At 54.9% G+C, this 12,242-nt stretch carries 11 protein-coding genes; 3 read left to right on the top strand and 8 right to left on the bottom strand.

Features of this window, described 5'->3' with window-relative positions; translation table 11 throughout:
- Nucleotides 1-48: 48 nt before the first annotated feature.
- The 6 genes from ACK5NW_RS01915 to ACK5NW_RS01890 are packed head-to-tail and all read right to left on the bottom strand — an operon-like array spanning nt 49 to nt 6,851.
- Nucleotides 49-1,731, bottom strand: coding sequence for a putative Ig domain-containing protein (locus tag ACK5NW_RS01915; protein ID WP_416924560.1), 1,683 nt, complete (start codon nt 1,729-1,731; stop codon nt 49-51).
- A 51-nt stretch (nt 1,732-1,782) separates the two neighbouring features.
- Nucleotides 1,783-3,927, bottom strand: coding sequence for a type IV pilus secretin PilQ (gene pilQ / locus ACK5NW_RS01910; RefSeq protein ID WP_416924559.1), 2,145 nt, complete (start codon nt 3,925-3,927; stop codon nt 1,783-1,785).
- The gene (locus ACK5NW_RS01905; RefSeq protein WP_416924558.1) at nt 3,924-4,481 is read right to left on the bottom strand and encodes a pilus assembly protein PilP; all 558 of its coding nucleotides are present in this window, start codon (nt 4,479-4,481) and stop codon (nt 3,924-3,926) included. Before ACK5NW_RS01905 ends, pilQ begins: the two co-directional genes overlap by 4 nt.
- Nucleotides 4,478-5,179, bottom strand: a complete 702-nt coding sequence (locus tag ACK5NW_RS01900) for a type 4a pilus biogenesis protein PilO (RefSeq protein WP_416924557.1) — start codon at nt 5,177-5,179, stop codon at nt 4,478-4,480. Before ACK5NW_RS01900 ends, ACK5NW_RS01905 begins: the two co-directional genes overlap by 4 nt.
- A gap of 17 nt (nt 5,180-5,196) precedes the next feature.
- A complete protein-coding gene (locus tag ACK5NW_RS01895; RefSeq protein ID WP_416924594.1) occupies nt 5,197-5,817 on the bottom strand; it encodes a PilN domain-containing protein in 621 nt (206 codons plus the stop codon).
- Nucleotides 5,814-6,851, bottom strand: coding sequence for a pilus assembly protein PilM (locus tag ACK5NW_RS01890; protein WP_416924593.1), 1,038 nt, complete (start codon nt 6,849-6,851; stop codon nt 5,814-5,816). Before ACK5NW_RS01890 ends, ACK5NW_RS01895 begins: the two co-directional genes overlap by 4 nt.
- A gap of 451 nt (nt 6,852-7,302) precedes the next feature.
- Between ACK5NW_RS01890 and ACK5NW_RS01885 the strand changes: the two genes are divergently transcribed.
- Nucleotides 7,303-9,633, top strand: a complete 2,331-nt coding sequence (locus ACK5NW_RS01885; RefSeq protein WP_416924556.1) for a penicillin-binding protein 1A — start codon at nt 7,303-7,305, stop codon at nt 9,631-9,633.
- Nucleotides 9,634-9,685: 52 nt separating this feature from the next.
- Here the strand turns inward: ACK5NW_RS01885 and cyaY are convergent, their stop codons facing one another.
- Nucleotides 9,686-10,018, bottom strand: coding sequence for an iron donor protein CyaY (gene cyaY / locus ACK5NW_RS01880; RefSeq protein WP_416924555.1), 333 nt, complete (start codon nt 10,016-10,018; stop codon nt 9,686-9,688).
- Between the two features lie 14 nt (nt 10,019-10,032).
- Between cyaY and lptM the strand changes: the two genes are divergently transcribed.
- Nucleotides 10,033-10,314, top strand: coding sequence for an LPS translocon maturation chaperone LptM (gene lptM, locus ACK5NW_RS01875; RefSeq protein ID WP_416924554.1), 282 nt, complete (start codon nt 10,033-10,035; stop codon nt 10,312-10,314).
- Nucleotides 10,311-11,609, top strand: a complete 1,299-nt coding sequence (gene lysA, locus ACK5NW_RS01870; protein WP_416924553.1) for a diaminopimelate decarboxylase — start codon at nt 10,311-10,313, stop codon at nt 11,607-11,609. Before lptM ends, lysA begins: the two co-directional genes overlap by 4 nt.
- Nucleotides 11,610-11,716: 107 nt before the next feature.
- On the opposite strand, the gene ACK5NW_RS01865 is transcribed toward lysA, so the two are convergent.
- On the bottom strand, nt 11,717-12,242 hold a 526-nt coding region (locus ACK5NW_RS01865), incomplete at its 5' end, for a sulfite oxidase heme-binding subunit YedZ (RefSeq protein WP_416924552.1).

Here is a 12,242-nt window from a genome sequence, read left to right as displayed (position 1 = left end):
AATCAACTTGCCAATCAAGTATACCGGCAAGTTGATGTTTTCTTCTGTTTATGGATCGACAACGCCGACCACAATGTTTCCAGTCACGATGGTGCCTGCGGCATCTTCGATTTGGATAGGCAGGGTATAAGCACCGGCAGGTGCCAGCGTTCCGCTGATCACACCATCGGTACCCATGGTCACCGTACCAGGCCAGGTGCCCAGCGGCGTCCAGGTGTAAGGCGATACACCGCCCACGGCCTGCAGTGCATAGCTGAACGACACACCAGTCGTTGCATCAATGTTGGTGGTGCTGATGGCCAGAGCCACACCCACCGTGATGGTGACGTTGGTCGTCGCCGTCGCACCGGTGCGATCGGTCACCTGCACAGCCACCCTATAGGTGCCTGCCAGTGTCGGCGTACCGCTGATCACGCCGGTGGGGCTCAACGTCAAACCAGCTGGCATGGTGCCCAGCGCCGCCCAGGTGTACGGAGCCACGCCACCCGATGCCGTCAATGCATAGGAGAACGGTACGCCAGTATTGGCACTGACCGTCGACGTGCTGACTGTAATGGGGCTACCAGTAACCGTGATCGTCACCGTGCCTTCCGTGTAGTAGCCATAGACATCCGTAACGCGCACCCGCACGACATGGGTGCTGCCTGCAGTGGTCAGCGGCGTGCCTTGAACGATACCGCTGCTGGTCAAGCTCATCCCTGAAGGGAGCGAGCCGGACAAAATGGTCCACGTATAGGGCGGTGTACCGCCTTCCGTGACTTCCAAGGCACCAGCAAAGTAGGTGCCGTTGGTCACGCTGAATTCCGTATTCTCGAAAGCTAGGGCAGTTGACAAACCATCAACCACCGGAATAGCTGTCCACTGAACAATCGGCGTTTGAATGCCATTGGTGACGTCGTTGTCGTAACGGTCAGCCGTCAACTCCAGCAAGATAGTGCCACGCGACGCTCCACTGGACAACGAGAACAATGCCACACCGCCACTGGTTGTGGCATTCACTTCCGTACCGCTTTGCGCACCCAACAACAAAGTAGCACCGACAGCAGCGCCCGTACTTTGGACAATGCGAATTCGCACGTTGGCCGCCGACGGATTCGGCACCGGCTGCACTGCATCGTCCATCACAATGGCGTTAATGCCCACGCTAGCCGGAAGATCGTACAGGTTATAGCGCGAACCCAGATAGTACGACTGCGAAACAGCGTAAACGCTGGCCGCCCGGCCCGTGCCCGTGCCACCGCCCACCGTAATATCCACGCTGGCACTGTAAACCCGGCTGTCGCGCGGATCGGTTACCGAACAAGTAATGGTCGATGTGCCCGCTTGATCCCATGCATGAAAATGGAACGAAGCGCCACCTGCATTAGCACCAAGCACAATGCTGCGATAGGCAAGCGGGTTACCATCATCATCTTCGTGGTCGTCATCACCATCCAGGTAATACAGCGAGCCTGTATCCAAACCACCCGCCATGTTGCAGGCAAAAATTTCTTCACCGCCTTGAATAGGATCGTCACCCTCTTTGGCGCTGACGTACAAGGTTGTTGAGTACGGTGCAGCAACCCCTTGCCCAACCCCGATATGTCCGACATTAACCGGCAAAGTAGTTTTGTCCGCACGCAGGGTGATACTGTATCGCTCTTCAGTATTACCCGAACTGCCGCCGCCGCCGCCGCACGCAGACAGTGCCACGGCCGCCGATATGCTTAGAAATCCAATTAACTTTCGCATGTCATCAACCTATTAAATAAATATAGAACAGAGCGCTATCAGTAATAATGTTCAGCGCACGGAACCACGATCAGAAATCATTTTTGGTGTAATGAACACCAGCATTTCTTGCTTGTCCGACGAGCGTGAACGCGACTTAAACAAGTTACCCATCACCGGAATATCCCCAAGCAACGGAACTTTTTCTTCAGATTCGCTTTCTGTCAACTCAAAAATACCACCAATCACCACGGTTCCACCGTTTTCAACCAGTACCTGCGTCTTGATGCGCTTGGTATTGATGGCCATGCCACCTGCTACTTCCACACCGGGCGTGTCTTTATTGACATCCAGGTCTAGGATAATATTGCCTTCCGGGGTGATCTGAGGCGTCACTTCCAGCTTAAGCACGGCCTTGCGAAACGCGACAGAAGTGGCACCGCTGGATGTGGCTTGCTCATAAGGAAATTCCGTGCCTTGCTCAATCAATGCCTTGGTCTGATCAGCCGTCACCACGCGAGGACTTGACACCACGCGGCCCTTGCCATCCGCCTCCAGTGCCGAAATTTCCAGATTCAAGAATCTGTTGGCAGCGGAACTGAACAAAGAAATCGCAAAACTGGACGGCGACACGCCATTGATCGCCGAGGCAGGCAAACTGAAGAATTGCGATGTCGCAGACGTCAACAAATCTGAACTGAAAGCACCCGTTGTTGCACCGACGGCATCGTACGTTCCACCCCATGCCAGACGATTGCCCCCCCCCAATGAATAACCCGCATCGCCACCATTGACTCCGCGCAGATCGGTCGCGCCCAGTTTGACACCCAAAGACTTGCCAAACGTATCATTGGCTTCAACAATCCGTGCTTCAATCAATACTTGGCGCACGGGCACGTCAAGCTTTGAAATCATCTCCCGCACCTGATCCAGGCGAGAAGGGATGTCTGAAACAAAAATTTGATTGGTTCTAGGCTCTGCAATCACTGAGCCGCGCTGACTTAAAAGAGAGGCTTGACTACTTCCACCCGAGCCACCACCAGATTTATTGGTCAGTTGCGCCGCAATTTCAAGCGCCTTGGTGTAATTCAGCTGAAACGATTCAGTTCTCAAAGGCTCAAGGTTACTGATTGCAGCAATGGCTTCAAGCTCAGCCTTATCTTTAGCGGCCATTTCTTCTTTCGGGGCAATTTGAAGAACGTTACCGTTACGCTTCATTCCTAAACTTTTAGCTTGAAGAATAATATCGAGCGCCTGATCCCAAGGCACATCTTTCAAACGCAAGGTCAAATTGCCTTGAACACTGTCAGATGTAACGATATTGAAGTTGGTGAAGTCAGCAATCACCTGCAAAAGAGAGCGAACGTCGATGTTCTGAAAATTAAGCGAAAGGCGTTCACCACGATAGCCAGCCCCTTGAGTCAACTTGTCTTTAGCCACTTTTTGCTGGCGCACTTCAACCACAAGCTGGTTGTCGCTTTGGTAAGCACTGTGCTCCCACAGTCCTTTAGGCTCAATCACCATGCGTACACGATCTCCAGACTGAGCCGTTGTAATCGTTTGCACTGGTGTTCCAAAATCTGAAACATCCAGCTTTCTACGTAAACCTTCTGGCAGGCTCGACTTTAAAAGCTCAACCACCAAGTTTTGACCTTGCTGTTTAATATCTACGCCTACTTGATTACTAGGCAAATCAACAACTACACGCCCAGTATTTTCCACACCGCGGCGAAAGTCTATATCTTTGATCGGTAAATCAGACGTGTTCTGGCTTTCTGAAAATACTTGTGTTGCAGCCGCAGGTGTTGTTCCAGATACAGATGCCAGCGAAACATACAATGAGCGTCCACGGGCTTCAGCCTTGTATGTCGTGGGCTGGTTCAAGTTCAGCACAACGCGTGTACGATCAGAAGCCTGAACCACATTGGCAGCACGTGCATTGCCTTGACCCAGCGTAACTTGACTTTGGCTTAACCCGCTTTGAACACCAGGAAAATCAAGTGCAATGCGAGCAGGCGATTGCACCACAAAGCCCTTGGGTACAGCAGTAATGGGCTCACTCAGGTCAATGCGAATAACCTCCGTGCCACCTTGAATAGATCCGGACACTGCCTCAATCACAGCAGCGGCTTGCGCTAAGCCAACAGCACCAAAAGCAATCAAACCCAGAAAAAGCGTACGCAGTGTAGACATATTCACATTAGATGGTTTATTCATTTTGAACTCTCCTGGAGTTGTAGCTCGGTATGGCGCTCTATCCACTCGCCAGCAGCATCTTGGACAATTTCACGCAACCCCACTTGATTTTCAGAGATGCCAGTCACTCGGCCATAATTTTGACCCAAATAATTACCATCTTGAACCTGATAAAGAAGTTTATCAACCTTGACCAGAGCCACTCGTTTTCCATCACGAATCAGACTTCCAACCATGGACATCGTATCCAGCGGGAAAGCTTCCAACGGTTCTTTGCGGCGCACAAGTTCGGGAGCAATCAGTGCGGCACTTGCACTCGGAATGGCACTGTCTCGCCGAAGTGCAACCGTCAATCGTTCAGAACTGTAGGGTTCAGTTGTACGTCCATCGTACATATATGCCTGCGGCATATAAGGTTTTGGCTCCTTTAATGGAGTAACTCTTGGAACTGCTTTTCGCCGTTCTTCCCCCATCCAGTCCCTAAGATCATCGTTCCTGCCTGCACAGCCAACAACTCCAGCCAAAAACACTGGCAGTAGCGACAGCAGCGCAAGATTTTTAAATTTATTACTCATCGCCTCTTTGCCCCCGGCTTGCTGGCAGCCGCACGTTGTGCCGCAATTTCTTCAGGATCAAGATAGCGAAAGGTTTTAGCTGTCGCCTCCAGAACCAATGTTCCAGCTGGCTTACTATCTTTGCCTGTTGCTGCAGGAGGTGCAACAGCAATGTTGTTAAGCGTCACAATCCTGGATAAATTAGCAATATCGGCAGCAAAAGAGCCAATATCGTGATACTGTCCGGAAACCTTTAATGCAATTGGTAATTCGGCATAATAGTCTTTTACCACCACTTGGCCTGGACGAAATAACTCAAACTGCAAGCTGCGTCCCAACCCCGCCTGGTTGATATCAGAAAGCAATGCATCCATCTCAGCCTTGCTTGGCAGTTGTTTTTCCAGCACATTCACATACTGAAGCACTTGCTCACGCTGTTTTTTCAATGCCTCTAGGCTGACAGCTTTTTGTACTTTGGTCTTAAATTCAGACTTCAGCTTAATTTCATTGGCGCGATTGGTTTCAAGCGTTTCATCTTGTGTCTTCAACCATACAAACCAAAGAAAAATGACAACAGCAGCCGCCACAACCACCAACAAAAAATAACGTGGAATTGCCGGCCACCCCGAGGGGTCGCGCGTATCCAAGCCACGGAATTGTGCGCTTAAATTACGCGACGCTTCCGCCAGATCCAAATTAGATGAAGATTTTTTTGCCATATCTTTTATTTATTTTCTCAGGCTCCCTTGCCCGCAGGAGCCGCCGATTGTTGGGCAGCAGCAGCCGAAGCAACATCGCTGGCACGTTGCAATTGAACGCGCACCTTGAAATCGTACACACGACGTTGCTCACGAGGGCTAAGCGCAACCGATCCCGCAACAATCTCGATCAACTCCGGTTTATTCACCCACTCGCCTCCACGCGACAGATTTCTAAGAAGCTCTGAAACCCGCTCATTAGACTGCGCGACACCCGTAATCAATACATTTTGATTTTCTTGCTTGATTCCTTTGAGGTACATGCCATCTGGGAGTTGACTCACCGCACTGTTCATCAGATGTACCGGTAAATTACGGTCAGCTTGCAAGTTCTCAACCGCCTCCTGGCGCGCTTTTAATGCTTCAATCTCGTCTTGAAGACTTGCAATCTCCTTGATTTCATCATCAAGTTTTTTAATTTCTGAAGTCAAGAGTGAATTTCTGTCTTGCTGGTTCGATATTTCACCTTGATACCATAAGTAAACGAGACCAGAAATCAATAAGCCAATAGCAGCAGCTGCGCCGAGTGCCACATTGAACATTTGACGCGCCATCTTGCGCGCCATCTCCCTGTGCGGGAGTAAATTAATTAATATCATCGCAAAAATCTCCGCATTGCCAAGCCACATGCGGTCAAATACGACGGCGCTTCACGCAGCATTTTTTTCTCACGCACATGGCGCCCAATCGACATTCCGTCAAAAGGGTTAACGACTTGGCATGGATAGGACGTGTGCTGGGTAACCGCTTCTGTCAACCCAGGCAGACCAGCGGTGCCGCCAGCCAGCCAGATGTAATCCACCCGGTTGTGTGGCGTGCTGGTAAAAAAGAATTTCAGCGCCCGCTCAAGCTCTTGCGACAAAGACTCTACATACGGAGTCAGCACAGTCGATCCGAAATCATCCGGTAATTCTCCCGTGCGTTTTTTGGTTTCCGCTTCCTCTGCGGTAAAGCCATATTGGCGAACCAGCATTTGCGTGAGCTGTGCACCACCAAACACCTGATCTCGCTCATAAATTAATTCGTCGCCCTGCAACACTTGAAGCACCGAGGTCATTCCGCCAATCTCGAACAAGGCGACCAATGCATCAGATCCACCTCCCGGCAGCCGGGCCATCAGCCTGGATGCCGCTGTTCGCGCCGCATATGACTCCACATCCATCACCACCGGACGAAGACCGACCGCCTCAGCCAATCCCTGACGGTCCTCTACTTTCTCCTTGCGCGATGCCGCAATCACCACCTCCACATCACCAGCAGACGCAGGACTGGGACCTACCACACAAAAATCCAGACTTACCTCATCCAGAGAAAAAGGAATGTACTGGTGCGCCTCAGACTCCACCTGCACTTCCAGCTCTCGCTCGCTCAACCCCTCGGGTAAAATAATTTTCTTACTGATGACCACAGATGTTGGCAATGCCATGGCAACATCTTTGGTTTTGGTTCCGACTCGATTGATCAGCCGACGGGTGGCATCAACCACTTCGTCAAATTTTTCAATGTTGCCATCGCTGATCCACCCCCGCTCCAATGGCTCAACGCCACATCGTTCAAGGACGAAACCGTTGGAGCGATCCTGCTCCAACTCCACCAGCTTGACGCTTGATGTGCTGATATCCAAGCCCATCATTGACGCCGATTTACGGCCGAACAACGCTCCAGTGTTCAAGGCAATACCCTATTTCTTTTGTAATAAAAGTAGCAAATCAGTTAAGAATTCACTTCAATACTAGCAGTAAGCTCATTGTCGGGCAAAGAAATTTGCCACATTCATGCGCTGCAACCGTTGTCAAAAACTAACGCAATTTCACGCATACTTACGAACTGCCAAATCTTTGCTGCTTGCACGCAAGGTCCAGCGGGCCATACGATTTTTCACAGATTCCCTACACCTCTACAGTGAACGCTCACCCTTCTTTGCAGTCACACGCAAGCACTCAAAAGCCGACTGTCTCACGAAGGTTACCTTTCATCCCCAATGTTGCGATATGCCCACTGAAAATTCACCAACTCGCGTGAACAAGCGCACAAGTGCCTCCGGCCCTCGCTGGTTTCTTTGGCTGTTCAAGGACTTAGCGTGGATGGCGGGTTTCTTGATTGCGCTGGTTTTATGTGCGTTTCTGGCCGGGTTGATGGCCTTGGCCATTGCCTACCCCAACCTGCCCGACGTTTCTGAGCTATCCCACTACCGTCCCAAGCTGCCGTTGCGCATCTACACCGCAGAAGGCACCTTAATGGCAGAGTTTGGCGAAGAGCGCCGCAACATGACGCCCATCAACGAGATCCCCAGCGCCATGAAAGATGCCGTGCTGGCGATCGAAGATGCCCGCTTTTATGAGCACGGCGGCGTGGACTACATTGGCGTGGCGCGCGCTGCCTTGGCGAATCTGGGACGCGAGAAAAGCCAGGGCGCATCCACCATCACCATGCAAGTCGCGCGCACGGTGTACCTCTCGTCAGAAAAGACGTACACACGAAAAATTTACGAAATTTTGCTTACCCTGAAACTGGAGCACCTTCTAAGCAAAGACCAGATCCTCGAGATCTATATGAACCAGATCTTTTTGGGTAATCGGGCCTACGGTTTTGCCGCCGCCTCAGAAACCTACTTTGGCAAGCCCCTCAAAGATGTCACCGTGGCTGAAGCGGCCATGCTGGCTGGCATCCCCAAGTTTCCCTCATCGGCCAATCCGGTTGCCAATTTTGCCCGTGCACGTGAGCGACAGCTTTACATCATTGACCGGATGGAAGAAAAAGGTTTCATCAGCAGCGCGCAGGCCAAGGAAGCCAAAGAGCAGCCTATCCATATTCGTCCGGCCAGCAACGCCCCCAAAGTGCACGCTGAATACGTCGCCGAAATGGTGCGCCAAATGGTGTTTGCCCAGTATGGCGACCAGACCTACACCCGCGGCCTGAACGTTTACACCTCCCTCAATGGCACCGACCAGTTGGCTGCCTACAAAGCCTTGCGCCAGGGCATTCTGAACTACGAGCGGCGTCAGCCTTATCGCGGCCCGGAAAAGTTCATTGAGCTTCCCAAGAATGCACAAGAGCGCAACGAAGTCATTGACGACGCGCTGGCCGACCGGCCCGACATTGGCGACATGCTGGCCGTGGTGGTGCTGGAGGCCAGCGCCCGCAAGGTAGTGGCCATGCGTCAGGGCGGCGACACCATTGAAATCACCGGCAGCAACCTGCGTGCCACTCAATCAGGTTTGCAGTCCAGGGCAGCGCCTGCCATCAAAATTCGCCCAGGTGCTGTGATCCGAGTGGTCAAAACCGATCGCGACGACTGGGCCACCGCCCAACTGCCCGAGGTCGAAGGCGCTCTTGTCGCACTCGATCCCCGCAATGGTGCGGTTAAAGCGTTGGTGGGCGGATTTGATTTTGACAAAAACAAGTTCAATCACGTCACGCAGGCATGGCGCCAGCCAGGCTCCAGCTTCAAGCCATTCATTTATTCCGCTGCGCTGGAAAAGGGTTTTTCCCCTTCCACCATGATCAACGACACGCCGATGTTCTTTGATGCCAGCGTCACCGGAGGCCAGCCCTGGGAGCCTAAAAACTACGAAGGCGGTTTTGAAGGCCCCATGACCATGAAGCGGGGCCTGGCCCGCTCGCGCAACATGATCTCCATCCGCATCCTGCAAGCCATTTCACCCCAATTTGGGCAAGAGTGGGTCACGCGCTTTGGTTTCGAAGCCGCCAAGCACCCGCCTTACCTGACCATGGCTTTGGGTGCGGGATCCGTCACGCCGATGCAACTGGCCGCAGGTTACGCCGTGTTCGCCAATGGCGGCTATCGTGTCAACCCGTTTTTGATCACCCGCATCACCGACCAAAGCGGCAAAATACTGGTTGAAAGCCAGCCCACAGGCTTGACCGAAGCCAGTCGCGCCATCGACGCGCGCAACGCCTTCATCACCCACACCATGCTGCAAGAAGTGGCCCGCAGCGGCACCGCTGCGCGCGCCCAAGCTACGCTCAAGCGTCCCGATATCGGTGGCAAAACCGGCACCACCAACGATTCCATCGACGCCTGGTTTGCGGGCTACCAACCCACGCTGGTGGCCATCGCCTGGATGGGCTACGACACCCCGCGCAACCTGGGCAGCCGCGAAACCGGCGGCGGCCTCAGCCTGCCCATCTGGATCAACTTCATGCAAAGCGCGCTCAAGGGCGTGCCTGTGGCCACCAGTCCCACGCCAGAAGGCGTGACGCGCATGGGCGGCGACTGGTATTACGACGAATACGCCCGCGGCGGCGGCATCAGCAACCTTGACGGTGCCGGCCTGGAACCTGAAGAGCCTGATACAGACGAAATGTGGTCGCAAGATGGGGCATCGGCTGCACCGCACGCGGGCACAGGCTCGGCCGAGCGCAGCCGGATCCTGGATATGTTCAGAAATTGATGGGCTGATTTTGATTGGCGCAGCACGCCACCCAACCACGCTAAAACCATACTCAAGCCGCGCTGAAATGCAACCCCATGCCCGCCTGCTCGGTCGCGCTTTGCGTCAGCCGTTCAAAAAACTCTTCACCCGACTTGGTGTCGCGCCACGCGCCGTCCACCCATTGGTAGTGGTAGCCGCCTGAGCGCGCGGCCAGCCACACCTCATGCAAAGGTTTTTGCAGGTTGATGATGATCTGGCTTTGGTTGGCAAACACCAGCGTGATCATGCCGCCCACGCGCTGGTTGTCGATGTCGGCGTCGGTTTCGTCGTTCAACACATCGCACCGCGCCTCTACGCTGCGCAGCAGCGCCTCGGCACGGTCCAGATATTCCAGGTCAGTCATTACAATTTCAATCCATGCTCATGTCGTTGCAGGCTTTGTGCCAATTTTCAAGCCGTTTTGGCCGCTTCATTCTAGCCACCGGCCTTGCATCCGGTGGCCTGCTGGGCCTTTCAGCCTGCGGACAAAAAGGGCCTTTGTTCATCCCTGACACCTCGGCTGCCGCACAGCGTGCCACCTTGCCGCAAACAATGTATGGCGGCGCTCCGGCAATCAGCCCACCGGCATCCGCCGCTTCAGCATCCACGCCCATCGCCGTGCCTGCCCCCGCCCTGCCCAACCAGCCTGACATTGAATGACCGTGCCCGCTTTTTCCGCCGCGCCGCTGCCCGGCACACCTTTCATCGCCTACCGCCATGGCCAGTTGATGGTTGAAGACGTGGCGCTGGCCGATCTGGCCCGCCAGCACGGCACGCCCTTGTTTGTCTATTCCCAGGCCGCCATCCTCAGCGCGCTGTCGGCCTACCAGCGCGGTCTGGCAGGTCGGCAGGCACTGATCTGCTACGCCATGAAAGCCAATTCTTCCCTGGCGCTGCTCAAACTGCTGGCCGATGCAGGCTGCGGCTTTGACATCGTTTCTGGCGGCGAGCTGGATCGCGCCCTGGCGGTCGGCACCTCACCTAAGAAAATCGTATTTTCCGGCGTCGGGAAGACGCGCCATGAAATGCAGCGTGCGCTGCAGGTGGGCATCGGCTGCTTCAATGTCGAAAGCATGGCCGAGCTGGATGTGCTCAACCAGGTGGCGGTGGACTGCGGCCAGACCGCCCCCATCAGCATTCGCGTCAACCCCAACGTCGACGCCAAAACACACCCCTACATCTCCACCGGCCTGACGGGCAACAAATTCGGCATTGCGCACCACCATGCCTTGCACGCCTATCGCCATGCAGCCAGCCTGCCGGGGCTGCGCGTGGTGGGCATCGACTGCCACATCGGCTCACAAATCACCGAGTCGGCACCGTATCTGGAGGCCATGGACCGCGTGCTCGATCTGGTCAGCGCCATCGAGGCCGAAGGCATCGCGCTGGCGCACATCGACTTTGGTGGTGGCTTGGGCATTGACTACGACGGCGACACACCACCGACGGCCGATGCGTTATGGACGCAGCTTCTGGCGCGCCTGGACACACGTGGCTTCGGCCAGCGCCAACTGCTGATCGAGCCGGGCCGCTCGCTGGTGGGCAACGCCGGGGTATGCGTGACCGAAGTGCTGTATTTAAAGCCGGGTGAACAAAAAAACTTCTGTATCGTCGACGCCGCCATGAACGACTTGCCACGCCCCGCGCTGTACCAGGCATTTCACCGCATCGAACCCGTGCAGCAGCCTGCTTCTGCACTGGAACCCATGGTGTACGACGTGGTCGGCCCGGTGTGCGAAAGCGGTGACTGGCTGGCGCGCGACCGCACACTGGCGGCCGCCCAAGGCGACTGGCTGGCCGTGCTGTCGGCTGGGGCTTACTGCATGTCGATGGCGAGCAACTACAACACCCGCGCACGCGCAGCCGAGCTGCTGGTCACGGGCGATCAGGCCCGCCTCATTCGTCGCCGCGAAACCATCGACGATGTGCTGCGCACCGAATCGGCACTCGGCTAAACCTGCTTGCACCAACGCATCAGTGACCGGTTCACGCGCCATTGCGCTGGATCAGAGTGATTGATGGTCAAACTACCCTCCAACGCTTATCCACAAAGCGGCAGAAGCTATTCTTTCGGGAGCAACCAGCGGTACGCACGCCAACCCAGCAAACTGGCAATCATCACCGCGTACCAGCCCACCTCGGCATAGTCGTGCTTGCCGCTGCGCATCCAGAAAAAATGCAGCAGCGCCAGCCCGGCAATCACATACACCAGCCGGTGCAGCGCCTGCCATTGCGGCCCGCCCAGGGCGCGCACCATGCGGTTGCTGGAAGTCAGCGCCAGCGGCAACAGCAATAGCCAAGTGCCAAAACCCACCAGGATGAACGGGCGCTTGAGGATGTCGCGCCCGATATCGGCCACATCCAGCCCCATGTCCAGCCAGCCGTAGGCCAACAGGTGCGCACTGGCGTAAAAAAACACGAATAAACCCAACATGCGTCGAAAGCGCAGCAGTTGTGGCGTGCGGGTGATGGTGCGCAGCGGTGTCACGGCCAGCGTCAGGCACAAAAAACGCAACGCCCAATCGCCCAGCGAGCGAATCAACGCCTCAGCCGGGTTGGCACCCAACTGATCGGTGGTCGCGCCAGCA

The sequence above is a fragment of the Ottowia sp. genome, from assembly GCF_047975795.1.
In the GTDB taxonomy this organism is placed as follows: Bacteria; Pseudomonadota; Gammaproteobacteria; order Burkholderiales; family Burkholderiaceae_C; genus Ottowia.
The sequence above is the reverse complement of the archived record's forward strand: the minus strand, read 5'-3'. Positions and strand labels throughout refer to the sequence as shown.

Excerpts from the sequence above, each read along its gene's own strand:
- ACK5NW_RS01915 (WP_416924560.1), bottom strand. The coding sequence starts at position 1,731 with ATGCGAAAGTTAATTGGATTTCTAAGCATATCGGCGGCCGTGGCACTG.
- pilQ (WP_416924559.1), bottom strand. The coding sequence starts at position 3,927 with ATGAATAAACCATCTAATGTGAATATGTCTACACTGCGTACGCTTTTT.
- ACK5NW_RS01905 (WP_416924558.1), bottom strand. The coding sequence starts at position 4,481 with ATGAGTAATAAATTTAAAAATCTTGCGCTGCTGTCGCTACTGCCAGTG.
- ACK5NW_RS01900 (WP_416924557.1), bottom strand. The coding sequence starts at position 5,179 with ATGGCAAAAAAATCTTCATCTAATTTGGATCTGGCGGAAGCGTCGCGT.
- ACK5NW_RS01895 (WP_416924594.1), bottom strand. The coding sequence starts at position 5,817 with ATGATATTAATTAATTTACTCCCGCACAGGGAGATGGCGCGCAAGATG.
- ACK5NW_RS01890 (WP_416924593.1), bottom strand. The coding sequence starts at position 6,851 with ATGATGGGCTTGGATATCAGCACATCAAGCGTCAAGCTGGTGGAGTTG.
- ACK5NW_RS01885 (WP_416924556.1), top strand. The coding sequence starts at position 7,303 with ATGGCGGGTTTCTTGATTGCGCTGGTTTTATGTGCGTTTCTGGCCGGG.
- cyaY (WP_416924555.1), bottom strand. The coding sequence starts at position 10,018 with ATGACTGACCTGGAATATCTGGACCGTGCCGAGGCGCTGCTGCGCAGC.
- lptM (WP_416924554.1), top strand. The coding sequence starts at position 10,033 with ATGCTCATGTCGTTGCAGGCTTTGTGCCAATTTTCAAGCCGTTTTGGC.
- lysA (WP_416924553.1), top strand. The coding sequence starts at position 10,311 with ATGACCGTGCCCGCTTTTTCCGCCGCGCCGCTGCCCGGCACACCTTTC.